Genomic DNA, 22,569 nt, shown 5'->3' with positions numbered 1-22,569 from the left:
TGCGCTGCTGCAATTGGGCAAACGCGCCAAAGCCATAATAAAAAACCCGCGCAAAATCGTGCGCGGGCTTGTCTTGCTGTTGGATCAGCGGTGCTGCGTTAGGTGCCGTAGGCGGCCTCCTCTGACCCCATCACATCTTCGGCCGCCATCACCAGCGCGTTAATGATAAAGTCAAGCTCGCTGCGTGTCAGGCGGGCGGGCAGGCGCACATCGCAGGCGCGCATCAACATCGCGCGGGTCTTTGGCAGATCAGGCCTCTCACCGGGAATGAATTGCCAGTTCCAAAACGCACGGGCATTGTCGGTTGATAGGCCAAAGACCTGCACCTTCACGCCGCGCGCTGCTGCTGCATCTTGAAAGGCGACCGCATCCTCATCGCGCGCAAAATCCACCAGATTAAACTGGATAGAATCTGGTGCGCGGGTTTCGGGCGCCAAGGCAGGGGGAACATTCAGCCAAGGTGATTTGTTCAACTCACCCGCGACATAGTCGTGATTGGCAAGGCCATCGCGCACACGGCGCGCCAATTCAGGCAATTGCGGACGGATCACTGCGGCAGACAGGTTTTGCAGGCGCATGTTGTAAAGCGGCAATTGGTTTTGCCAACGTGCAAAGGCCTCAGCCAATTCTGGGTCATTTTGACCATTCGGGCCTTTGTGCTTTTTCCAATTATGCTCATAGGCCCCTGACATGATCACAGCGCGGGCAATCAGGTCGGGATCATTCGAGATTAAAATTCCGCCTTCGCCCGCGTTGATCATTTTATAAGACTGGAAAGAGAAACACCCAACTTTGCCAATGGTGCCAATTTTTTCGCCATGCCACAGCGTGCCAAGCGAATGGGCCGCGTCCTCAATCACGGGGATATTGCGCGCGTCACACAGCGCCTTGATGGCATCCATATCGGATGTATGGCCGCGCATATGGCTGATCAAAACCGCATCAATGTCTTGGTCGATCTTGGCTGTGAAATCGTCCAAATCAATGCGGTAGTTTTCGCCCACTTCGACCAATACAGGCTGCATCCGTGCATGCACGATGGACGAGGGGACAGCGGCAAAGGTGAAGGCAGGAATAATCACCCGCGCGCCCTGTTTCAGGCCAAGCGCCTCGAGCGATAAAAACAGCGCGGCGGAACAAGAGGACACCGCAAGCGCGTATTTCACGCCCATCAAATCTGCAAATTCGCGCTCAAGCAGCGCAACAGGCGCATCGGCGGGGGCGGTGTAGCGGAACAGGTCGCCAGAGTGCAGAAGTCGGTCGATCTCGGCACGCGCGGCTTCGGGGATCGGTTCTGCGTCATAAACATTTGGCGCAACGGTCATGATTTCACCTTTTTGAAAAAGTCCCTTTCAAAAATCTTTACATAAAAAGCGGTTCAAAATCTAGCGAAGCTTTTGTGACACTGGGGCGGTCAGGGCAATTCGCCATGCGTCTGTGGCATCAGTGCCGCAGCGCTAAATTCCCAATCGGTCGCGCAAAGCGAACCATGTCATTGCAAGGGCAAGGATTGGCGCGCGCAATGCGCTGCCACCTGGAAAGCGGGGCGTGGGAAGGGTTGCGAATGTCTCAAGCCCGCGCCCATCCCCCAAAATAGCCTCGGCCATAATTCGCCCCGCCATGCCTGACAGCGCAGCGCCTTGTCCCGAAAACCCGCCAGCGGCGATGATATTGGGCGCGATGCGCTTGACCATCGGCAAACGGGTGGGGGTGATGCCAAGCGCGCCACCCCAAACATAGTCGATCTTCACCCCCTCAAGCTGAGGGAATAGGCGATGCATCCGTGCGACAAGCGCGGTGGAGATATCATCGGGAAAGCCAATCGAATAGCTTTCCCGCCCGCCGAATAAAAACCGCCGATCTGCGCTGAAGCGATAGTAATTCACAACGAATTTGCTATCCGCCACGGCAATATCTTGGCTCAGCACCTCTTGCCATTTTTGGGGCAGGGGTTCGGTCGCAGCAATGAAACTGTTAATGGGCATCACGGCCGCATTCACCTGCGGCAGAATATTGGGCAGATACCCATTTCCTGCGACAATCACCTGATCTGCTGTGACGCTGCCCTTGGCAGTTTTCAGGGTTGCCTTTGCCCCGCGGACAATTTCTGTCACCTCGCTGCATTCGTGGATGACCGCCCCTTCGGCCTCGGCTGCACGGGCAAGGGCTTGGGCATAGGCCAAGGGGTGTAGATGTCCGCCGCTTGGGTCAAGCGTGCCACCGCGATAAAGCGGGGATTTGACCAATTCCGCAAATTGGGAACGATCCATCACATGGATTTCATGGTCATAGGTGCGGGCCATATAATCAGCCTCGCGGGCCAATTCATCCCGCTCGGCCATGCTATAGGCGCCATGCGCGATCCCTGAGCGATATTCTGCTTCGGGCGCGTGGGTCTCGCAAAAATCGCGCAGGTTTTTCTTTGCCGCTTCGCTCAGGGCCCATAAGGCGCGGGCCGCATCGGCCCCAAGTCGCGCCTCAAGCCAATCTTGCCCCTTGTTAAAGCCAGAATGCACCTGCCCGCCATTGCGCCCCGATGCCCCAAACCCCACGCGATGCGCGTCTAGAACCACAACCCGCACGCCACGGCGGGCAAGGGTTAGGGCCGCCCAAAGACCTGTGAACCCTGCGCCCAAGATGGCCACATCAGCGCGGATCATGTCGGCCAATGCGGGCCGATCCGGCGCGGGGGGCACTGAGGCCGCATACCAAGAGGGGGCATGATGTCCCGAAATGTCGTTGCGATAGAGCGGGTTCATACGTTCAACAAAAGATGCTCGCGTTCCCAAGGGCTGATGACTTGCAGGAATTCTTTATATTCGAGGTCTTTGACTGTCTTGTAGACGCTACAAAATTCAGGCCCGAGGATTTCGGTCATTGCCGCGTTTTCCACGAATAAATCCAAAGCATCGCCAAGGCCGCGGGGAATATTGTCATCGCCTTGATAGGCATCGCCCTTGAATTCAGCGCTTGGCATTTTGCCCTCTTGCAGCCCGATCAAACCGCAGGCCAGAGAGGCGGCAATCCCAAGATAGGGGTTGCAATCCATGCCTGGCAGGCGGTTTTCAACACGGCGGCTTGCAGGGTCGGACACGGGCACACGCAGGCCTGTCGTGCGATTATCTCGGCCCCATTCAAGGTTAATGGGGGCTGCGAAATCAGGGACATAGCGGCGATAGCTGTTTACATATGGGGCGAGGAGGGCAATCGCAGCAGGCAGGTTGTTCTGCAGCCCTGCGATGAAATGTAGAAATTCGGGCGTTTCATCACCTGACAGGGTCGAGAAGATATTTTGCCCTGTGGCCATATCCACCACTGAATGATGGATATGCATCGCTGAACCAGGCTCACCCTCAATCGGTTTCGCCATAAAGGTGGCATAGCAGTTGTGGCGCAACGCGGCCTCGCGGATCATGCGCTTGAAATAGAAAATCTCATCTGCCAATCGCACAGGGTCGCCATGACGGAGGTTTAACTCAATTTGGCCTGCGCCGCCCTCTTGCAAGATACCATCAATCTCAAGGCCCATGGCTTCGGCAAAGTCGTAGATATCGTCAATCACAGGGCCATATTCATCGACCGCAGACATGGAATAGGCCTGTCGGGCGGCAGCCCGCCGCCCTGAGCGGCCCATAGGTGGCTCGATCTCGCGGGCGGGGTCGGTGTTCGGGGCCACGAGGTAGAATTCCATCTCAGGCGCCACAATCGGCGCGAGCCCTTTGGCGTTATACATTTCGACCACGCGGCGTAGCACATTGCGCGGGGCAAAGGGCACCATCTGACCCTGTTGGTCATGAATGTTATGGATCACCTGTAGCGTCCAATCGGCTGTCCATGGCGCAGGCAGGGCAGTATCCCAATCAGGGGTCAAAACCATATCAGGTTCAGTGAACCCATCAGGCGAAGCATCCGCCCAATCCCCCGTGATCGTTTGGAAGAAGATAGAATTGGGCAGGTAAAACTGGGTTTGGCCTGCAAATTTCTGGCCGGGCATGGCCTTACCGCGCGCAACACCTGCAAGGTCGGAGACGATACATTCCACCTCGTCCAAGCGGCGATTTTCTAGAAAACTGCGCGCAACCTCAGGAAGCTTGTCAAGAAAACTGTCATAAACGCTGCTCATGCAGGCACCTTGGCGCTTTTGAATAGGCTGGCCATCTGTTCAGCCAAAATCCCGTTATCGGTGGGGGCTGAAAGTTCGGCCTTGGCGCGCTGCAAGAGGGGGGCGGGCACAATCCCTTGACCCCGATGCGCAATCAACCCCGCAATCACATCAGCCCCGAATTCTGGATGGGCCTGCACAGTGAAGGTATGCCCCCCGTAAGACAGCATCGCATGGGCGCAAAATTCATTCGAGGCAAGGGTTTCCGCCTCCTCACAGGGGGTAATGACCTGATCTTGATGCCATGCGTTCAAATGCAATTTGCGGCCATCTTTGAGGTGGTATTCTTGCCGTCCGACACACCAGCCGCCTGAAAATTTTTCAACCCGCCCGCCAAGGGCCTGCGCAATGATTTGGTGCCCGAAACATACCCCAATCAACGGAATGCGCGCGGCGTGGATGTCGCGGATCAATGCCTCGAGCGGCGGGATAAACGGATGATCCTCATAGACCCCATGGCGTGAGCCCGTAATGAGCCACCCATCGGCATCAAACAGGCCTGTGGGAAACTCCATATCGACCACGTTATAGACGCGGAATTCGAAATCTTGCCCGTCCAAAAGCTGGGCAAAAAGCCGCGCGTAATCGGTGAAATCAGGTTTCAATTCATCAGGCATATGGCCTGTTTGTAAAATGCCAATGATCATGGGTGGCCTGTAAAAAAAAGATACCCAAAGGCTACGCCGCCGCGCATCGTTCGGCAAGGGGGCAGTTTAGACAGTGTCGAGGTAGAGTTGCATCTGCTCCTCGGGTGAAAGTTCGGCCATGTAATGCATCTCTTGACGCTTGGTGGCGAGGTAGTTTGCGACCAACTCCCGCGGAAAGATTTGCGCGGTCATCTGGCAGTCTTCAAAGGCCGCGATGGCCTCACCCCATGTGGTGGGCAAATGCGGGCTCGCCGCATCATAGGCGTTGCCATGGGTGGGCGCGGGGGGTGTGAGTTTGCCCTCAATCCCTGTGAGTGCCGCGCCAAGGATACTGGCCACCAAGAGATAGGGGTTCACATCACCCCCTGCGACCCGATGTTCGATCCGCCGCGCGGTAGGCGCGCCAGAGGGAACCCGCAGCGCGGTTGTGCGGTTTTCATAACCCCATGCCAAAGCAGTCGGGGCATGGGCGCCTGGCACAAATCGATCATAGCTGCTGGCATGGGGGGCGAAGATCAGCATAGACCCTGCCATCCCTTTCAAACACCCCGCAATGGCATGGTGCAGCGCCTCTGACCCTTCGGCGCTGCCATTGTCGAAAATATTGCGCCCCTGCTGATCAAGAACCGAGAAATGCATATGCATTCCGTTGCCCGCGTAATCCTCGTAGGGTTTCGCCATAAACGAGGCGGCAAAGCCGTATTTGCGCGCAACGCCTTTGACCAAAAGCTTGAACAGCCACGCGTCATCCGCCGCCTTCAAAGCATCGGATTGGTGCATCATATTGATTTCGAACTGTCCGGGGCCTGCCTCGGAAATCAATGTGTCGGCGGGTATATCCATCGCCTCGCAGGCATCATAAATTTCGGTAAAGAACTGATCGAAGGCATCAAGCTGCCTGAGGGCCAGAATTTCGGCTTGGTTGCGTCTTTTGCCTGAGCGGGGCGATGGCGGCACGCGCAAGTCGGGGCCGCGATCATCAATGATGTAGAATTCCAACTCAGTGGCCACAACAGGGGTCAGGCCAAGCGCCTTATACCGATCTAGAACCCGCGCCAGCGCGTGGCGCGGATCACCCGCAAAGGGGCGGCCATCTTCGTGGAACATCCAAAGCGGCAACAGCGCGGTTGGATTGCTGAGCCACGGCATTGGCACAAAGCCCCGCTCGGTCGGCAGAAGCAGACCATCGGGATCACCGCTTTCAAAGACAAGCGGGCTGTCATCGATATCTTCGCCCCAAATATCAAGGTTCATGACGGAGAAGGGAAAGCGTGTTCCGTCTTCCCATGCTTTTTGCGCATAGCGCCGCGCAATCCGTTTTCCGCGCGGCTGACCATTGAGATCAGAGGCCGCAACGCGGATCGTTTTGATCTCAGGATTATCGTTGAGATAGCTGCTCATGCGGCCAGTCTAGCGCGGCATTTTTGAAATGGCAGCGAAATTCGCGCAGGCAGGCGCGTAATTTACGCGCCTGCCTAAAGTTTGGCCACACGTTGGCGCGCAAGGGCGCTGTCGCGGTCGTTGATCCCCAACATGGGCGCCACCATACGCAATAGCGCGTCCTCATCCGCGCTGCGCTGCCCATCGGCTAAGGCAATCGCCCAAAGGGCCTCAATCACCACGATCCGATCTTCATAGGCGACCGACTCCTTGATGGCGCGTGTAAAGCGCACCGTGTCTGGCGCTTCTGCTTCAACCGCCTCGGCCTCATGGATCAGGGCATCAACGCCTGACGGGTCAAGGCGGTAGCGCGCCGCCAAGGTTTCCGCGATTTTTGCGCGTTCCGCTTGGGCATAATCGCCGTCACTGCGCGCAAGGCGCACGAGTAAGGCGCAAAGCGCCAGCCGCGCATCGCTGTCAGTGATGGGTTCTGGTTTGGGCGCGCCAAGGCGGCGAAGGAGATCTGCAAACATAGGCCCCAATATAAGCCGTTTTTGCGATAAGAGAACCCGCCTAATGCGCCTTGGCTTTTGCAAACACCGCTGCAATCTCGGCCAATGCGGCCTCCATGCCGAAAGGCGGGTTGAGAATAAACAGGCCCGAGCCAATCATCCCATGCCCTTCGCGGGCGGGGGGGAAGGTTTGGCGGTGGAGCATCGCATCAGCAAAGGTTTGGCGTAACTCTGTTTCCATCGGCTGATGGGCTGTGTTTGCGAGGATCGGATACCACAAGATTATAATTCCAACATTCCATTTGCGCGCCAACTGACCCATGATTTTTGGAATGCGGGCATAGTCGGTCTTCACCTCATAGGAGGGATCAATCAACATGAGGCCACGCCGTGGATCAGGTGGGCAGATGGATTGGGCCATCTCGAACCCGTCTTGGCGATAGAGCTGCGCACCGCCCGCTTGGATCATTGCCGCCTGCAGGGCAGCGTGTTCCTGAGGATGCAATTCTGCCAGATGTAAATTATCCATGGGCCGCAATAATTCCGCCGCCAAGAGGGGAGAACCCGCATAGGCCTGAGGGCCGTATTTTGCGGCAATTTTTTCCTGCAGGGTCGCATAAGGATGATCTGCTGCAAAACCTGCGCGCAAGCGGGCGATGCCTGCCTCTGCTTCGCCCGTTTTGACGGCTTCGGGGGCGGCAAGATCATAAAGCCCCCGCCCCGCATGGGTTTCGATATAACTCAGCGGTTTGTCTTTGCGCGTCAGGTAATCCAAGACCCATGCGAGGGCCGCGTGCTTATGCACATCGGCCAAATTGCCCGCATGATAGATATGTTGATAAGACAGCATCGCGGGCCTGTCAGGCAGGCTTAGACAAGCCTGCTGACATCCTTGGCTGCCCGCACAAAGTCACGGAACAGCGGGTGCGGTGCGAAGGGTTTCGATTTCAATTCTGGATGGAACTGAACCCCGATATACCACGGGTGGTCTTTGATCTCGACAATCTCGGGCAGTTTCCCATCGGGCGAAAGGCCCGAGAAAAGCAGACCGCATTTTTCAAGTTTATCACGATATTTGATATCGACTTCATAGCGGTGGCGATGACGTTCCTCGATGGCGGTTGTGCCATAGGCCTCGGCTACGCGGCTGCCTTCTGCGAGAACCGCATCATAGGCACCCAAACGCATCGTGCCGCCCTTATCGTCATCGGATTTGCGGGTGACTTTATAATTGCCCTGCACCCACTCTTTGAGGTGATACACAATCGGCTCGAACCGCTTTTGACCCGCTTCGTGATCAAATTCCTCCGATCCTGCTTTGGCCATGCCCGCCAGATTGCGCGCAGCCTCGATCACCGCCATTTGCATACCCAAGCAGATGCCCAAATAAGGGATCTTGCGGGTTCGGGCGAATTCTGCAGCCTTGATCTTGCCCTCTGTTCCGCGCTCGCCAAACCCACCAGGGACAAGGATCGCATGGAAGCCCTCAAGATGTGGCGCAGGATCTTCGCGGTCGAAAATCTCGGCATCAATCCATTCGGCGCGCACTTTGACGCGGTTGGCCATGCCGCCATGGGTCAGCGCCTCGGCGATAGATTTATAGGCATCTTCCAACTGCGTGTATTTGCCAACAATCGCCACGCGCACTTCGCCTTCGGGATTGTGAATGCGATCTGATACATCTTCCCAACGGCTGAGATCTGGCTTCGGGGCGGGGGCGATTTGGAAAGCATCCAACACCGCCTGATCCAACCCTTCGCGGTGATAGGCCAAAGGTGCATCATAAATCGTGCTAAGGTCTTGTGCGGCAATCACGCTATCGGGGCGCACATTGCAAAATAGCGCAAGCTTCTCGCGCTCTTTGCGCGGGATTGGCCCCTCAGAACGGCATACCAAAATATCGGGGGCAAGCCCGATAGAGCGCAGCTCCTTTACGCTGTGTTGGGTGGGCTTCGTTTTCAACTCACCCGATGCTTTGATATAGGGCAACAGGGTCAGGTGCATAAAGATACACTGGCCACGCGGGCGCTCTTGGCCGAATTGACGGATCGCCTCAAAAAACGGCAGGCCCTCGATATCGCCGACCGTGCCGCCGATTTCGCACAGCATGAAATCCACTTCATCCTCGCCGATGGCGATGAAATCTTTGATCTCATTGGTGACGTGGGGAATCACTTGGATGGTTTTGCCGAGGTAATCACCACGGCGCTCTTTTTCCAAAACGTTGGAATAAATGCGGCCTGATGAGACGCTGTCCGTTGCGCGGGCAGAGACGCCTGTGAAGCGCTCGTAATGGCCCAAATCCAGATCGGTTTCAGCACCATCATCGGTCACGAAAACTTCGCCATGTTCAAAGGGCGACATCGTCCCAGGATCAACGTTGAGATAGGGGTCAAGCTTGCGCAAACGCACGGTGTAGCCACGTGCCTGTAGCAATGCACCTAGCGCGGCTGACGCGAGGCCCTTGCCAAGCGAAGAGACCACACCACCCGTGATAAAAATGTATCGTGCCATATACCTGTATTCTCCCGCGCGGGCTATTTTGTCTGTTGGAAACAGACCGCGTTTGCCACCTGTATCACGGGATTTGACCGTATCAGGATTCGTGTCCTTAGGGCAAGCGGTCAGCGCTATATCATGTGGCTAAAAATAACAAAGACCCAATATTTATTGGGCCTTTGCGGTGAATTAATTTTAGATGCTGCGTTATTCCGCCCGTGGCGGCAGCGCAGGCGCATCCCCCAGTGCTGGGGGCAGAAGGCTATCTGCCGCAGGCGCGCTGTCGTTTGTGCCATCGGTTGCGGCCCCGTCAACGGGGGCTGATGTGCCGATGCGGTCTAGCACAGATGTGGTGGCCGAGTTTCGCGCCGCCAAAATGGTCAATGTAACCGATGTAATTAAAAACGCAGTCGCAAAGGCCCATGTGAGTTTGCTGAGGGCTGTTGCCGCTTGGCGGCCTGTCATAAGGCCACCGCCTGCACCACCGCCGCCACCAAGGCCCATGCCGCCCCCTTCGGAGCGCTGCAAAAGCACCACGGCAATCAAGCAGATTGCGAGGATAAGATGGATGACGAGAACGATATTTTCCATGAGCGGCCTCAGGTGCGTGTCTGTAACAATCCGTCACTTTTCGCGGCTTACTTAGGGGATGCGACCCGCCGCCGCAAGCCAAGAGTTTCACAACTTTAAGGCGAATCCTTTGAATATTGCAACACATATGACAGTTCCATGACCCAAGGATGCGGGCCCGTCCCGCGTTCTGCCGCAGGCGGGCTATGCGTTTCGCGCTTTTCACCGAGGCTGCGTGTCGTTATAGACGCCATCGTTTGCAAGAGCCGGCCATTCTGGCCTGCGGATAAGGACGGATCGTAAAATGGCGAATGTTGTGGTTGTTGGCGCGCAATGGGGGGATGAAGGCAAGGGCAAGCTTGTCGACTGGCTCAGCGAGCGCGCAGATGTGATTTGCCGCTTTCAAGGCGGGCATAACGCAGGCCATACATTGGTGATTGACGGCAAGGTCTACAAGCTCAACGCGCTGCCTTCGGGTGTGGTGCGCGGCGGCAAGCTGAGCGTTATTGGAAATGGCGTTGTTCTCGATCCTTGGCATCTCATCGAAGAGATCGCAAAAATCCGCCAAGATGGTGTGACCATCAGTCCTGAAACACTGATGATTGCGGAGAATACCCCGCTGATCCTGCCAATCCATGGTGAGTTGGATCGTGCCCGCGAGGATGCGGCCAGCGCCGGCACCAAAATCGGCACCACAGGCCGCGGGATCGGCCCTGCCTATGAAGATAAGGTTGGTCGCCGTTCAGTGCGGGTAGCGGATTTGGCGGATGAGGCCACCTTGATCGCCCGTGTTGATCGCGCGCTGCAGCATCACGACCCGCTGCGCCGTGGCCTTGGCATCGCGCCTGTCGATCGCGATGCGCTGATCGAAAAGCTCAAGGCCATTGCGCCTGAGATTTTGCCCTATGCCGCACCCGTTTGGAAGGTTCTGAACGAACAGCGCCGCGCGGGTAAGCGTATTTTGTTCGAGGGCGCACAAGGCGCGCTGCTGGACATTGATTTTGGCACTTATCCCTTTGTGACCTCCTCCAACGTCATTGCAGGGCAGGCTGCGACAGGTGTCGGCCTTGGGCCAGGTGCGGTTGATTATGTGCTGGGCATCGTAAAGGCCTACACAACTCGCGTGGGCGAGGGGCCGTTTCCAACGGAATTGGACGATGACGATGGCACCCGTCTGGGGACGCGTGGCCATGAATTTGGCACGGTCACAGGGCGCAAGCGGCGCTGCGGGTGGTTTGACGCCGCCCTTGTGCGCCAGACCTGCGCGACCTCTGGTGTGAATGGCATTGCGCTGACGAAGCTGGATGTTCTTGACGGGTTTGACACGCTCAAAATCTGCGTGGGCTATGAATTGGACGGCACGCGGATTGATTACCTTCCAACCGCGTCTGAGGCGCAAAAACGCTGCACGCCAATCTATGAAGAGATGGAAGGGTGGCATGAGACGACCGAAGGCGCGCGCTCTTGGGCGGATTTGCCTGCCAACGCGATCAAATATGTGCGCCGTGTGGAGGAGTTGATTGACTGCCCCGTGGCGCTACTTTCCACCTCACCCGAGCGTGAAGACACAATTCTTGTGACTGACCCGTTCGCGGATTGATCTGATCACCGACCAAAGGGAGAGCTGCCTGTCATGGCCCTTGGCTATAAAACCCGCAAGCGTTTGTCCCTGCTTATCCTGATCTTCGGGCTGCCTGCTTATATAGCGGCTGCGTGGTGGCTGATGAGCTTGTTTGAGCGCCCGTCCATCTGGGTGGAGTTTGCCATATATGTGGGGCTTGGTATTTTGTGGGCCCTGCCGTTCAAAGCCGTTTTCAAGGGCGTTGGACAGGCGGACCCAGACGCAGCTCATGACGATCAGCGCTAGCCATTAAGCGAGAGAAAAGGCCCCATTCTCATCGCGGCTGATGCGATCTGACTGCAACAAGGCTGCAAACCCTTGCAACAGCGTCTCGCGTTCGAAACCTGCCCCTGCATCGACCTCAAGCAGCTCAAGGATTTGTGGGCGCTGAAACTTTGGGCTGTCGGAATAGTCGATGATATGGCGCGCCGCCAAAAGAATTGCGTCCTCCGCCGTTTTAGGGGCCGCGTCTAGAAACGCCGCCGCAAAATTTCCACGAAGGTCTGGGCGCAATTTCGGCAGGGTTTCTGCACCGCCCCCAAGACTGGCGGTGCGTTCTGCCAACATCGCCAAAGTTGCCGTGAACTTGCGGGTTGGCATGCGTGGCACGGGCGCGCCATTGGCATAGCCCCCGCCACCCGCCACGGCGCGGCGTGGGGGCAAAGCTTCCTCAACGTCGCCAAGTGCGGGTGCAGTGAGGTCAATGCGTTGTTCGGACACCAGCACCAAGGGGGCAGGTCGGGTTGCCACCTCAGATGCCTCTGGCCCGTTGTCCAAACTGCCACGCTTTACATCTACGCTCACGCGGCGCGCCCTCTCGGTTGCTTGCGCGACTTGTGCCTCAGCACTTGTTGCAGCCATCGCCGCCTTGAGGTGGCGCAAAGTGTTTTGACGGCGTGCGTGTCCCTCATCACCCATATAGGCTTCGCTTGAGGCGAAGAGACGGGCCGCCACCGCGTCAGGATTGTCGGCGGGCGCTGCCATCTCTGGCTTGGCGGTTGGGCTTTTCCCTTCTTCCTGCGCAATGGCGTTGAGCTGTGCCATCAACTCGTCATCGGCCACAGTGTCGAGGGTAGTCATTGCAGGTGCAGGCGGGGGTGCCTCCGCGTCACGCGTGTCGCGTTTGGCCAAATCATCGATCCGCTCGGTCATCTCGGTGACGATATCAAGCGGTGGGATGTCTGAAGGCGCAGCTTCGCTTGCAGTGGCGGGGGTGGCCTCAGCCTCGACAGGGCTGTCTGGTGCCGGGGATACGGGCAGGTGATCTGGTGTTTCTGGTTTGGGCGCTGTGCGGCGGATGCGCGCCTCGTTCAGAATATCGGCAAGGGCAGCTTCTGCTGCAGCGGCCAAATCGGGATTATCTGTTGCCTCCGCAAAAGTTTCGCCAACCGTGGTTGCCTTTTCGGTTTCGGCTGTCCGTTGCGGGGCTGCCGCCTGCGCAATCGGCTCAGGCGATATTTCAGGCGTAGGTTCCGCCGCGATGGTTGACGCAGCTTCGGGCGTTTTGCGCAAGGCGACAGGCGCGGTCATATCAGAGGCTTCTGCCTCTCGATTGCGGGTTAAGGCCTCGATTTGTGGGTCACGCTCCGATGCTACGGGATCCGCTGAAATCTCAACCGCGGGCTCAGGTTTCGCGGGGGGTGCCATGAAATCGGCGTCAGCGTGTTGATCTTCGGTAAACTCGTCTTGCGGCGCACGCGAGATCACGCTGCTTAATGCCGCTAATCTGGGACGCCTGGGCCCCTCCACAGCATTTGGGGGGGCGGTGCAGAAACGGCTGCATCGCCCTTCGGTGCATCGGCGGGCTTTGGGTCAGGCATAGGTGCTGCGCCCGCATCAGGGTTTTGGGCCTGCGGTGCTGTGGGCTGCGCGACAGCGGTCGCCGTGTCTGGGGCAGGTGCATCCTGAGCAAGCTCGGGGCGCAGGATCATGCCGTTTTCAATCATCTCGGCGCGAATTTTTCCTCGTGCCGCGGTTTCAGCGAATTGGCGCAGCATCTCTGCATCGGGCTGCGGGGGTTCTGCGCCAAAAAAACGATCCTCTGCGGCGAGGTCACGGAAATATTCTGCGACACCTTTCATGGCGCTGAACGGATCATCAAACCCCTCCAACGTGCAGGAAAATGTGCCATAGGACACCGTTAGAATTTTTTGCGTTTCACCCATCTGAACCACTCGCTTGCGCTTTGGGGCGCATAGATTTCATTTATCATTTATTCATTTACGGTAAAAAAACTATTAATCATAAAGACGACAGGATTGGGGCTATTCAGTGATGAATTCTTGCGAAATTCGCCACAATGCGGCGAGAGAGCCGCGGATCGTTTCCGAAGCGGGATTGATCTGCCTGATTGGTGGCGGGGCGGTCGATTTTGAGGCCGTGCAGGATTTGGTCGCGCGCGGGGCGATTCTTGTGGCGGCAGATGGAGGGGCGGATCATGCCCGCGCACTCGGTCTGCAACCTGTTGCCGTGATTGGGGATATGGATTCCATCAGCCCTGAGACGCGCGACCAATTTGGGGATGTTCTGCATCACATTCCCGAGCAAGACAGCACCGATTTTGAGAAATCTTTGCTGGTTTTGGATGTTGCGGGGATCATAGGTTTTGGGTTTCTAGGGCCGCGCGCCGATCATGGATTGGCCGCAATGCAGGCCTTGGCACGGCATCAAGGCGCGCCTGTCATTTTGCAAAGCGCGCAGGATGTGGTTTTCCACCTACCTGCGCATCGTGAAATGGCTTTTGAATTGCCGCGAGATACGCGGGTCTCTTTGTTCCCTTTTGCCTCTGTGGCCTGTGCCGCTGAGGGGCTGCGTTGGCCCCTCGATGGTTTGACCTTCGACCCGATGGGGCAGATTGGCACATCCAACAAGGCCACGGGTGGGGCGCTGCGTCTGATGGCCAAGGGGGCAGGGCTGCTTGCCATTTTGCCTGCGCGCCACCGTGATCAGGTTTTGCAGAGTTTCGGTTTGTCTCTTTGACCCTCGCATCCCTGAACAAGTTTCGCTAAACATGATGCGAGATCGACAAACGCCACTGGCGCAGCGCGGCTGACCCTTTGGCATGACAATATGGAGACGCGCGAATGGCGGCTGACCTGAACCCAATTGATAAAGCAAAATATGTGGCGGCAAAGCGCGCTGTTGATTTTGTTGAAGATGGGATGCGCCTTGGGCTTGGGACGGGATCAACAGCAGCATGGATGGTGCGCTGTCTGGGCGAGATGGTGCGCGAAGACGGATTGCAGGTGACAGGTGTCGCCACATCAACCCGCACAGCAGAGCTTGCCCGTGAAGTTGGCATCACAGTCAAAACCTTGGACGAGGTGAAATGGCTGGATCTCACGATTGATGGCGCGGATGAGTTTGACCCAAACTTGAACCTCATCAAAGGTGGCGGTGGTGCGTTGTTGCAAGAAAAAATCGTAGCAACAGCTTCAGATCAGATGATCGTGATTGCCGAACCTGCAAAAGAGGTAACGGGTCTTGGGGCCTTCCCCTTGCCCGTTGAGGTTATTCCGTTTGGATGGCAAACCACCAAAGCCCTGATTGAGGAAGTTTTGGTCAATCTCGATGTTCTGGGTCGCAGCACATCTTTGCGCCTTTCGGGGGAAGAGCCCTATCGCACAGATGAAGGGAATTTCATCATCGACTTGCATCTCAAGCGCATTGCCAACCCGCAACAAGCCTCGCTTGTTCTGAACCAGATCCCTGGCGTGGTAGAGAATGGTCTGTTCTTAGATATTTGCGACATTATCGTGATCGGCAATGGCGATGGCACCGTTGAGGTGCGCAATATCAACGATGGCACGGTCGAGCGGGAAAAGATCGAAATTCTTGAGGGTGATAACCTCTTTAACCTCTCCTAATCCCTCAACTCAGGCTGATTGATGACATTCGACTATGATCTTTTCGTAATTGGTGGCGGCTCTGGCGGGGTGCGCGCCGCCCGCGTTGCAGCAGGTTTGGGGGCCAAGGTGGCCTTGGCTGAGGATAGCCGCATGGGGGGCACCTGTGTGATCCGCGGATGCGTGCCCAAAAAACTGATGGTCTTTGCCTCGGAATATGCGCCGATGGCAGAAGATGCAGCGGCCTATGGGTGGGATATTTCACTGGGGGCATTTCATTGGCCGAATTTCCAGCGCAAATTATCCGCCGAGTTAGATCGCTTGGAAGGGGTTTATAACGGCCTGTTGGACAAATCAGGCGTCACTGTTTTTGCGCAGCGCGCCACCCTGTCGGATCCGCATTCCGTGCGCCTTGCCGATGGCACAATCAAATCCGCGAAACATATCTTGATCGCTACGGGCGGTCGGCCCGTCCGCCCCGATGTAAAAGGCGCGGAATATGGCATTGTATCGGATGATATTTTCAACCTGCCGCAACTGCCGAAATCAATATTGATTGTGGGTGGTGGCTATATCGCGTGCGAGTTTGCCTGTATTCTCAACGGCCTTGGGGTTGAGGTCACGCAATATTATCGCGGCGCACAAATTCTGCGTGGCTTTGATGATGAGGCGCGTGGGCTGATTTGCGACCAGATGCGGGCCAATGGGATTTCTATCCATATGGGCACCGATGTGATCGGGATTGAGAAAACAGACACGGGCTTGCGTGTTGAGGCGACAAATGGCGAGACGCAAAGTTTCGATCAGGTGTTTTTTGCCACAGGCCGCCGTCCCAACACTGATGGGTTGGGTTTAGACGCCCTCGGTGTAGAATTGGGCCGTGGTGGTGAGATTGTGGTGGATCACTTCAGCCAAACCGCCGTGCCTTCGATTTATGCGATCGGGGATGTGACCAATCGTGTGAACCTGACCCCCGTTGCCATTCGCGAAGCGATGGCCTTTGTGGCGACAGTCTTTGAAGGCAAGAAGACGCCCGTGGATCATGACTTAATCCCCTCGGCGGTGTTCACACAGCCCGAATTTGGCACTGTGGGCCTGTCTGAGGAAGAGGCCCGAGCAGCAGGCCCAATTGAGGTCTACGCGACCTCTTTCAAACCGATGCAATCCAGTTTTGCGGGGCGGTCTGATCGGGTGATGATGAAATTGGTGGTTTGCGCTGAAACGCGCCGCGTTTTGGGCTGTCACATTGTCGCCCCACAGGCGGGTGAGATGATCCAATTGGCGGGTATTGCTGTGAAAATGGGCTCAACAAAGGAAGATTTTGACCGCGTCTGCGCCGTGCATCCCACCATGTCGGAGGAATTGGTTACACTGAAAACACCCGCCCGCGTGGCTTGAAAATCAGGCGCAAAGGCACATCTGTGACAAGACGGTGATGGCCCATGTGGTGCAGCGTGGCGCGGCAGGGCACAGATTTGACTGAATATGTAAGACGAGAGATCACAAGAGGATATAGCGCAGCATGGCTGGAAATAACGGCGGCCCTTGGGGCTCTGGCGGAAATCGCGGTGGCGATGATGATGGTCGCAATGGCGGCCCGCGCCGCCCTGAACAGGGCGGTGGGCAACAGATCCCCGAATTGGATGATTTGGTTCGCAAGGGCCAAGAGCAACTCCGCGTTTTGATGGGGGGGCGCGGTGGCGGCAACGGCGGCTTTGGCGGCGGCGCAGGTGGCGGTGGGTTTAAACCGACACGCAGCATGTTCCTGCTTGGCGCGGGCGCAGGCATCGTTGCTTGGTTCTTGGCGTCCTTTTACACGGTTCAGCCGTCTCAGCAGGGCGTTGAGACATTCTTTGGCAGTTTCTATCGCACCACGGGCGATGGCCCGCATTTGGCGCCTTGGCCTTTTGTGCGTGCACAAGTGATCGAAGTCACCACGCAGCGCACCGAGGCGATTGGGTCTTCCCGTGCGGGCGAGGGCCTGATGCTGACCACGGATGAAAACATCGTTGATATTGATTTCCAAGTTGTTTGGAACATCAAAGACCCCGCAGAGTTCCTCTTTAACCTTCGAGATCCAGAGGTCACTGTGCGCTCGGTGTCCGAGGCCGCCATGCGCGAAGTTATCGCGCAATCCGAACTTTCGCCAATTCTAAACCGTGATCGCGGCGTGATCGCAGATCAGGTGCGGGATTTGATCCAAACCACGATGGATGGATATGATTCAGGCATCAATATCGTGCGTCTCAACCTTGACCGCGCTGACCCACCCGCCGAGGTGATTGACGCCTTCCGTGATGTGCAAGCCGCAGAACAGGAACGCGACCGACTAGAGCGTCAGGCGGATGCCTATGCCAACCAAGCCCTCGCAGGCGCGCGCGGTGAAGCTGCGCAGCTGCTAGAAGAGGCCGAAGGGTATCGCGCCCAAGTGGTCAATGAGGCCGAAGGTCAAGCAAGCCGTTTCTTGGCGGTTCTTCAAGAATATCGCGGGGCGCCCGAAGTAACACGCCGCCGTATCTATCTTGAAACCATGGAGCAGGTTCTGGGTGATGTGAACCTGATCGTCATGGATGAGAATGGTGGGGGGAATGGTGTTGTGCCGTATTTGCCGCTCAATGAATTGCGCAGAACTGAGCCCGCAGCAGGGGGGAATAACTAATGTCTCGTATCGCTTTCCTAATCCCCGTTGGCGTTCTCGCCGTTGCCGTGGCGTTCAGCTCACTGTTCATCGTGGATGAGCGTCAAAAGGCGCTTGTTCTGCAATTTGGTCAAATTCGTCAGGTCATCGAAGAGCCAGGGTTGAATGTCAAAGTGCCGTTCATCCAAGAGGTGGTGTATTATGACGACCGGATCCTGTCGCTTGACACCCAACCGATTGAGGTGACCCCGTCTGATGATCGCCGCTTGGTGGTTGATGCCTTTGCGCGCTATCGGATTTCAGATGTGGTTGCCTTCCGTCAGGCGATTGGCGCGGGCGGTCTACGTGCGGCTGAGGCGCAGTTGCAAGATATTCTCAACCCACAGATCCGTGCTGTTTTGGGTGCTGATGGTGTGACATCAAACACGATTTTGTCGAGCGAGCGCGCAGAACTTATGGCGCGGATCACGGCGCAAGCGCGTGTCTTGGCCGAGCGGTTGGGTCTTGAGGTTCTGGATGTGCGCCTCAAGCGCACGGAATTGCCACAGCAAAACCTTGAAGCCACCTTCGCCCGTATGGAGGCCGAACGGCAGCGCGAAGCCACCGATGAACGCGCCCGTGGTGCCGAGGCTGCACAGCGTGTCCGCGCCCAAGCCGACCGCACCGTGGTTGAGATCGTGTCAGAGGCGACCCGCGAAGCCGAAATCATCCGCGGTGAAGCAGATGGGGAACGGAACCGCATCTTTGCCGAGGCCTTCTCGCAGGATACGGAATTCTTTGAATTTTATCGTTCGATGAATGCCTATAGCCAAGCCCTGCGCACGGGGAATTCCACCTTCCTGTTGGCCCCTGATAGCGAATTCTTTGATTATTTGGGGTCTTCGCAGAGCCCGCGCTGATGCTGGGATTGTCGTGGGACATTATAATTGCAGGGCTTGGTATGGCCCTGCTGATCGAGGGGCTGGTCTTTGTGCTGGCCCCTTCGCGTTTGGAAAATCTGATTGCTTTTCTCGCGGCGATCCCCGTGGAAACACGCCGCCTCATTGGCTTTGGCGCGGTGTGTTTCGGGGTTATCATTCTGGCCTTTGCGGGAAGTTTGTAATTTACTTTCACGGCCTTGTGACGGGGGTGTGAGATAGGGTGATAGGGATGGTTCTTGAATAGCCTTGTGGGCGGCCAAATATTCATCTGACCCTATTGGTTATGACGGAACCTAACCGCAGCTCGTCTGGGCGTGGTTTGGGAGATGAAAAAGGAGTGTGCAGGTGAGACGCGATTATCAAACCACGGAATGGATGCGGCCAAGAGGTGCTGCGCGGGCGAATGCAATTGCCATCGCGCCACCGCAGGTCTCGCGTCTGCGCCAAACGGCGCTATTACTGGCTGCCGCACTTGTGGCGCTGGGGCTGATCACCCTGCAAAGCCCCGCGCAAGCGCAATCGGCGCGGCCTGACACATTTGCAGATTTGGTGGATCAAGTGGGCGATGCGGTGGTGAATATCACCACAACCTCAATCGTTGCCGCCCGCCAACAAGGGCCGCAGGGCATCCAACCCATGCTGCCACCTGGATCGCCATTTGAGGATTTCTTTAACGATTTCATGAACCGCAACGGCCAAGGGGGCCAAGCCCCCCGCCGCTCGCAGGCGCTTGGATCGGGGTTTGTGATCTCTGAAGATGGGTTCATCGTCACCAATAATCACGTGATCGAAGGGGCCGATGAGATTTCGATTGAATTCCGCACGGGCGAGGTGTTGCAGGCTGAATTGATTGGCACAGACCCCAACACAGATATTGCGCTTTTGAAGGTAGACCCTGAAAGCCCGCTCACCTCTGTCTCCTTTGGGGATAGTGACGCGCTGCGCGTGGGCGACTGGGTTATGGCCATGGGCAACCCGCTAGGGCAGGGGTTCTCTGTCTCGGTCGGTGTCGTATCGGCACGCGGGCGGGAATTGTCGGGGGCCTATGATGATTTCATCCAGACAGACGCTGCAATCAATCGCGGTAACTCGGGCGGGCCATTGTTCAACCTCGAGGGCGATGTCATCGGCGTCAACACTGCGATCCTGTCACCCAACGGTGGCTCGATTGGTATCGGGTTTTCTATGGCCTCTGCCGTGGTCAGCGATGTGGTTGATCAATTGCAGCAATTCGGCGAAACCCGCCGCGGATGGTTGGGCGTGCGCATTCAGGACGTGACCCAAGATATCGCCGATGGCCTGTCCTTGGAGGAGGCGCGCGGTGCATTGGTCACAGATGTGCCAGAAGGCCCCGCCCGTGATGCGGGTGTCGAGGTGGGCGATGTGATCCTCAGCTTTGATGGGCAGGATATTCAGGATACCCGCGAATTGGTGCGTGTTGTGGCCGCGGCCCCTGTTGGGGAAACAGTGGATATGGACGTTCTGCGCAATGGTGCCGTTGAAACCCTCTCTGTCACCTTGGGGCGCCGCGAGACCGCGGATGCAGGCGGCGCGGGGCAGCCCGAACCGATTAAACCCGCATCCGTGGATGTGCTTGGCCTGCGTCTTGGCCCTATCACCGAAGAGGATCGCGCAGATCTCGCGGCACGGGGCCTGAGCGGTGTGGTGATTGAGGCGGTCGATCCAAGCTCGGACGCGGCGGCAAAGGGCCTGCAGGCGGGCGATATCGTGACCGAAGTTGCGCAAATGCCGATTTCCACCCCACAGGAATTTGACCAAATTGTTGGAGAGGCGCGTGATGCAGGGCAAAAATCTATTCTCTTGCTGATCCGCCGCGCGGGGGATCCACGCTTTGTTGCTTTAACCCTGACGGATTAAGGCACCCCACTTAGCAGACACAGGCGCGGGCTGAATTTATCTTCGGCCCGCGCTATTTCTTTGCCCCAAGCGCAAGGGTTTGCTAGGGGAGGCGTGACCAGAATTTCGACTGCCCCAAGGAGGGCCAAACCCATGCGCCACTTGCCCGTTGCTTTGATCTTGACCGCCACCTTCCTTGCAGGGTGTCAACCGATGAGCATGCCCCCTGTGGAGGAGTTGAGCCCCCCCCAACAGGCTTTGGCGCAGGTGATCCCTCCGCGTGGTGGGGTGGTTATGGCCGCTTTCACAGATCCCGAAATGCAGCCGCAATATCTCACCGATGATTTGGTGCAGGCCTCGGCCCGTGCCGCTGCGTGCCATCAGGAAGCTTATGGGAGGGCACTAGAGATGGGCGACGTCTTGCCAGTCCTCACGGAACTCCCTGAAACCTTGGTCTATGAGAGCCAGATAGAGACCTTGCAAGCAGCACAGGTATCCGTATTGACTGGTCGCAATCCGGGCTCGCAGCGCGTGGATGTGACGTTATTGCGCGACGGGGTTCGTTGGAAAATTGCTGACCTTTCGCATGACGGTAAATTACTGTCGGCTCAATTGGGTGCTCACTGTGATTTTATAGCCCGGGAGGCGGCTGCACTCGAGCGTGCGGCTGCCCAGTCTGAAGCTGAAGCAGACGCGTCAACTCAAGAGGCGCCGCCAGCGAGCTGAGGGCCTATATGGTTATCGATATCTTTGGGCCGCTCGTCTCGCGATGAATTTTATCATTTCTGGCGATTTCTAATGTAATGGTAGCTTGATAAAATGGTCGCCGTTGTATGAATAATATTACCCTCGATTGCTGGCGCAATTGATTGATTTTACCTGCTGAGATATATTGTCCGCGTGGATTAAATTATTTGGATTGGCTTCCAATGGGGCGGCATGCAAGTTTAGCTCGTATCTGTGTACTGGCATCGCGTCTGGAGCGTATGGAGCAGGCTGCTGGGATAGGCAGCCTGTCTCATCTTGAGAGGAGGGTGTTGAGGGCAGCCTTTGCGGCATCCAATTCGGAAAATATATTTTCTCCGGTTGAGGTTCTGGAAATGTTGAGGGGAGAGGACGGTGTGTCTCGGAGTTCTTTTTTTCGTTCACTCAAAGCTTTGTGTGCGGGTGGCTACGTAACTAGGCTCGGAACGGACAAGAGAGCTGGGTACGCAATTTCGTTGCCAGATTGATATTATTACATTTTTGGTATTAAATCTTCTGTTTCATTCTGAAGTTCTTTTGTCACTTAATTATTTTTGCTTCATTGATTAATTATTGATGAGAAATTTAAAAAATTTTTTTGCGCTCCCATTAAAAAAAATCTTGAATTTTTCTTCCATTTACTGAATTGGTTTCAAGTAGTTTATTTGGAGTATCAAAATGAATATAGATCTTGATAACCTTTCCTTAGCTGAACTCCGTGATTTGAATAAGCGCGTCAGTAAGGCTATCGATGGCTACGAAGACCGAATGAAGAAGGAGGCGCTAGCCAAACTTGAGAAGCAGGCTGCTGAGATGGGCTTTTCGCTTTCGGACTTATTGGGCGGGCAACCAAGGAAGTCGGTATCCAAGGTGGCGCCAAAATACGTGAACCCGGACAATTCAGAGCAGACTTGGACTGGGCGTGGGCGCCAGCCAAAGTGGGTCGAGGCACACCTTGCCTCCGGCAAGTCACTTGACGGTTTGCTCATAAAGTAACTGAAGCGTTGTGTGGCCAGGCCGTGCTTGGCCACATGAGCGGCTATGCAGCAAGTGTTTTGCGGGTTATAATTCAAACCAGTGAGGCAAACTTTTGCGAGGTGGAGGCAATTGGCTTTAAATTTTGACATCCTCACCAATGTCGCGCGGTTGCGCTATACGTTGGAAAAAATGGAGG

The 22,569-nt window shown here is 56.5% G+C and carries 22 protein-coding genes; 11 read left to right on the top strand and 11 right to left on the bottom strand.

Features of this window, described 5'->3' with window-relative positions; translation table 11 throughout:
- Positions 1-98: 98 nt before the first annotated feature.
- From AAC620_RS08695 to secG, 9 genes are all read right to left on the bottom strand, one after another.
- Positions 99-1,325 carry a DegT/DnrJ/EryC1/StrS family aminotransferase gene (locus tag AAC620_RS08695; protein WP_340244326.1) on the bottom strand — a complete coding sequence of 409 codons (1,227 nt, stop codon included), beginning with the start codon at positions 1,323-1,325 and terminating at the stop codon, positions 99-101.
- 132 nt (positions 1,326-1,457) lie between these two features.
- Positions 1,458-2,759 carry an NAD(P)/FAD-dependent oxidoreductase gene (locus AAC620_RS08690; protein WP_340244324.1) on the bottom strand — a complete coding sequence of 434 codons (1,302 nt, stop codon included), beginning with the start codon at positions 2,757-2,759 and terminating at the stop codon, positions 1,458-1,460.
- The gene (locus tag AAC620_RS08685; protein ID WP_340244322.1) at positions 2,756-4,123 is read right to left on the bottom strand and encodes a glutamine synthetase family protein; all 1,368 of its coding nucleotides are present in this window, start codon (positions 4,121-4,123) and stop codon (positions 2,756-2,758) included. Before AAC620_RS08685 ends, AAC620_RS08690 begins: the two co-directional genes overlap by 4 nt.
- Positions 4,120-4,809, bottom strand: a complete 690-nt coding sequence (locus AAC620_RS08680; protein WP_340244320.1) for a type 1 glutamine amidotransferase — start codon at positions 4,807-4,809, stop codon at positions 4,120-4,122. The genes AAC620_RS08685 and AAC620_RS08680 overlap by 4 nt, the downstream gene beginning before the upstream one ends.
- 66 nt (positions 4,810-4,875) lie before the next feature.
- Positions 4,876-6,210, bottom strand: coding sequence for a glutamine synthetase family protein (locus AAC620_RS08675; protein ID WP_340244318.1), 1,335 nt, complete (start codon positions 6,208-6,210; stop codon positions 4,876-4,878).
- A 74-nt stretch (positions 6,211-6,284) separates the two neighbouring features.
- Complete coding sequence (locus AAC620_RS08670) at positions 6,285-6,722, bottom strand: tellurite resistance TerB family protein (protein ID WP_340244317.1); 438 nt, start codon at positions 6,720-6,722, stop codon at positions 6,285-6,287.
- A 40-nt stretch (positions 6,723-6,762) separates the two neighbouring features.
- Positions 6,763-7,551 carry a 23S rRNA (adenine(2030)-N(6))-methyltransferase RlmJ gene (gene rlmJ / locus AAC620_RS08665; protein WP_340244316.1) on the bottom strand — a complete coding sequence of 263 codons (789 nt, stop codon included), beginning with the start codon at positions 7,549-7,551 and terminating at the stop codon, positions 6,763-6,765.
- Between the two features lie 20 nt (positions 7,552-7,571).
- Positions 7,572-9,215 carry a CTP synthase gene (locus AAC620_RS08660; protein ID WP_317655514.1) on the bottom strand — a complete coding sequence of 548 codons (1,644 nt, stop codon included), beginning with the start codon at positions 9,213-9,215 and terminating at the stop codon, positions 7,572-7,574.
- A 192-nt stretch (positions 9,216-9,407) separates the two neighbouring features.
- Positions 9,408-9,791: a preprotein translocase subunit SecG gene (gene secG / locus AAC620_RS08655; RefSeq protein WP_340244313.1), complete on the bottom strand. Its 384-nt coding sequence runs from the start codon at positions 9,789-9,791 to the stop codon at positions 9,408-9,410.
- 283 nt (positions 9,792-10,074) lie between these two features.
- Between secG and AAC620_RS08650 the strand changes: the two genes are divergently transcribed.
- Positions 10,075-11,370, top strand: a complete 1,296-nt coding sequence (locus tag AAC620_RS08650; protein ID WP_340244312.1) for an adenylosuccinate synthase — start codon at positions 10,075-10,077, stop codon at positions 11,368-11,370.
- A gap of 33 nt (positions 11,371-11,403) precedes the next feature.
- Entirely contained in the window at positions 11,404-11,637 is a 234-nt protein-coding gene (locus AAC620_RS08645; protein WP_317655511.1) for a DUF2842 domain-containing protein, read from the top strand.
- Between the two features lie 3 nt (positions 11,638-11,640).
- Here AAC620_RS08645 and AAC620_RS08640 read toward each other — a convergent pair whose 3' ends face one another.
- Positions 11,641-13,098 carry a hypothetical protein gene (locus AAC620_RS08640; protein ID WP_340244310.1) on the bottom strand — a complete coding sequence of 486 codons (1,458 nt, stop codon included), beginning with the start codon at positions 13,096-13,098 and terminating at the stop codon, positions 11,641-11,643.
- Between the two features lie 14 nt (positions 13,099-13,112).
- On the bottom strand, positions 13,113-13,556 hold the full coding sequence (locus AAC620_RS08635) for a hypothetical protein (RefSeq protein WP_340244308.1): 444 nt from the start codon (positions 13,554-13,556) through the stop codon (positions 13,113-13,115).
- 109 nt (positions 13,557-13,665) lie between these two features.
- On the opposite strand from AAC620_RS08635, the gene AAC620_RS08630 reads away from it, so the two are divergent.
- From AAC620_RS08630 to AAC620_RS08590, 9 genes are all read left to right on the top strand, one after another.
- A complete protein-coding gene (locus AAC620_RS08630) occupies positions 13,666-14,370 on the top strand; it encodes a thiamine diphosphokinase (RefSeq protein WP_340244307.1) in 705 nt (234 codons plus the stop codon).
- 104 nt (positions 14,371-14,474) lie between these two features.
- On the top strand, positions 14,475-15,257 hold the full coding sequence (rpiA, locus tag AAC620_RS08625) for a ribose-5-phosphate isomerase RpiA (protein ID WP_340244305.1): 783 nt from the start codon (positions 14,475-14,477) through the stop codon (positions 15,255-15,257).
- A gap of 21 nt (positions 15,258-15,278) precedes the next feature.
- The gene (gorA, locus tag AAC620_RS08620; protein WP_340244303.1) at positions 15,279-16,634 is read left to right on the top strand and encodes a glutathione-disulfide reductase; all 1,356 of its coding nucleotides are present in this window, start codon (positions 15,279-15,281) and stop codon (positions 16,632-16,634) included.
- 124 nt (positions 16,635-16,758) lie between these two features.
- Complete coding sequence (hflK, locus tag AAC620_RS08615; RefSeq protein ID WP_317655505.1) at positions 16,759-17,895, top strand: FtsH protease activity modulator HflK; 1,137 nt, start codon at positions 16,759-16,761, stop codon at positions 17,893-17,895.
- On the top strand, positions 17,895-18,773 hold the full coding sequence (gene hflC, locus AAC620_RS08610) for a protease modulator HflC (RefSeq protein WP_317655504.1): 879 nt from the start codon (positions 17,895-17,897) through the stop codon (positions 18,771-18,773). Before hflK ends, hflC begins: the two co-directional genes overlap by 1 nt.
- Positions 18,773-18,976: a DUF2065 domain-containing protein gene (locus tag AAC620_RS08605; RefSeq protein ID WP_317655503.1), complete on the top strand. Its 204-nt coding sequence runs from the start codon at positions 18,773-18,775 to the stop codon at positions 18,974-18,976. Before hflC ends, AAC620_RS08605 begins: the two co-directional genes overlap by 1 nt.
- Before the next feature lie 193 nt (positions 18,977-19,169).
- Positions 19,170-20,672 (top strand): Do family serine endopeptidase, encoded by a 1,503-nt coding sequence (locus AAC620_RS08600; RefSeq protein WP_340244646.1) that lies wholly within the window; start codon positions 19,170-19,172, stop codon positions 20,670-20,672.
- Between the two features lie 273 nt (positions 20,673-20,945).
- Positions 20,946-21,377 carry a hypothetical protein gene (locus tag AAC620_RS08595; protein WP_340244298.1) on the top strand — a complete coding sequence of 144 codons (432 nt, stop codon included), beginning with the start codon at positions 20,946-20,948 and terminating at the stop codon, positions 21,375-21,377.
- 696 nt (positions 21,378-22,073) lie between these two features.
- Positions 22,074-22,391 (top strand): H-NS histone family protein, encoded by a 318-nt coding sequence (locus tag AAC620_RS08590; protein ID WP_340244297.1) that lies wholly within the window; start codon positions 22,074-22,076, stop codon positions 22,389-22,391.
- The last annotated feature ends 178 nt before the right edge of the window (positions 22,392-22,569 follow it).

This window comes from Roseobacter sp. HKCCA2468 (assembly GCF_037805105.1).
Taxonomy (GTDB): Bacteria; Pseudomonadota; Alphaproteobacteria; order Rhodobacterales; family Rhodobacteraceae; genus M30B80.
This window is presented reverse-complemented; position numbering and strand designations above follow the sequence as displayed.

Bases quoted from the DNA above. Each gene is read 5' to 3' on its own strand.
- AAC620_RS08695 (WP_340244326.1), bottom strand. From the start codon at position 1,325: ATGACCGTTGCGCCAAATGTTTATGACGCAGAACCGATCCCCGAAGCC.
- AAC620_RS08690 (WP_340244324.1), bottom strand. From the start codon at position 2,759: ATGAACCCGCTCTATCGCAACGACATTTCGGGACATCATGCCCCCTCT.
- AAC620_RS08685 (WP_340244322.1), bottom strand. From the start codon at position 4,123: ATGAGCAGCGTTTATGACAGTTTTCTTGACAAGCTTCCTGAGGTTGCG.
- AAC620_RS08680 (WP_340244320.1), bottom strand. From the start codon at position 4,809: ATGATCATTGGCATTTTACAAACAGGCCATATGCCTGATGAATTGAAA.
- AAC620_RS08675 (WP_340244318.1), bottom strand. From the start codon at position 6,210: ATGAGCAGCTATCTCAACGATAATCCTGAGATCAAAACGATCCGCGTT.
- AAC620_RS08670 (WP_340244317.1), bottom strand. From the start codon at position 6,722: ATGTTTGCAGATCTCCTTCGCCGCCTTGGCGCGCCCAAACCAGAACCC.
- rlmJ (WP_340244316.1), bottom strand. From the start codon at position 7,551: ATGCTGTCTTATCAACATATCTATCATGCGGGCAATTTGGCCGATGTG.
- AAC620_RS08660 (WP_317655514.1), bottom strand. From the start codon at position 9,215: ATGGCACGATACATTTTTATCACGGGTGGTGTGGTCTCTTCGCTTGGC.
- secG (WP_340244313.1), bottom strand. From the start codon at position 9,791: ATGGAAAATATCGTTCTCGTCATCCATCTTATCCTCGCAATCTGCTTG.
- AAC620_RS08650 (WP_340244312.1), top strand. From the start codon at position 10,075: ATGGCGAATGTTGTGGTTGTTGGCGCGCAATGGGGGGATGAAGGCAAG.
- AAC620_RS08645 (WP_317655511.1), top strand. From the start codon at position 11,404: ATGGCCCTTGGCTATAAAACCCGCAAGCGTTTGTCCCTGCTTATCCTG.
- AAC620_RS08635 (WP_340244308.1), bottom strand. From the start codon at position 13,556: ATGGGTGAAACGCAAAAAATTCTAACGGTGTCCTATGGCACATTTTCC.
- AAC620_RS08630 (WP_340244307.1), top strand. From the start codon at position 13,666: ATGAATTCTTGCGAAATTCGCCACAATGCGGCGAGAGAGCCGCGGATC.
- rpiA (WP_340244305.1), top strand. From the start codon at position 14,475: ATGGCGGCTGACCTGAACCCAATTGATAAAGCAAAATATGTGGCGGCA.
- gorA (WP_340244303.1), top strand. From the start codon at position 15,279: ATGACATTCGACTATGATCTTTTCGTAATTGGTGGCGGCTCTGGCGGG.
- hflK (WP_317655505.1), top strand. From the start codon at position 16,759: ATGGCTGGAAATAACGGCGGCCCTTGGGGCTCTGGCGGAAATCGCGGT.
- hflC (WP_317655504.1), top strand. From the start codon at position 17,895: ATGTCTCGTATCGCTTTCCTAATCCCCGTTGGCGTTCTCGCCGTTGCC.
- AAC620_RS08605 (WP_317655503.1), top strand. From the start codon at position 18,773: ATGCTGGGATTGTCGTGGGACATTATAATTGCAGGGCTTGGTATGGCC.
- AAC620_RS08600 (WP_340244646.1), top strand. From the start codon at position 19,170: ATGCGGCCAAGAGGTGCTGCGCGGGCGAATGCAATTGCCATCGCGCCA.
- AAC620_RS08595 (WP_340244298.1), top strand. From the start codon at position 20,946: ATGGCCGCTTTCACAGATCCCGAAATGCAGCCGCAATATCTCACCGAT.
- AAC620_RS08590 (WP_340244297.1), top strand. From the start codon at position 22,074: ATGAATATAGATCTTGATAACCTTTCCTTAGCTGAACTCCGTGATTTG.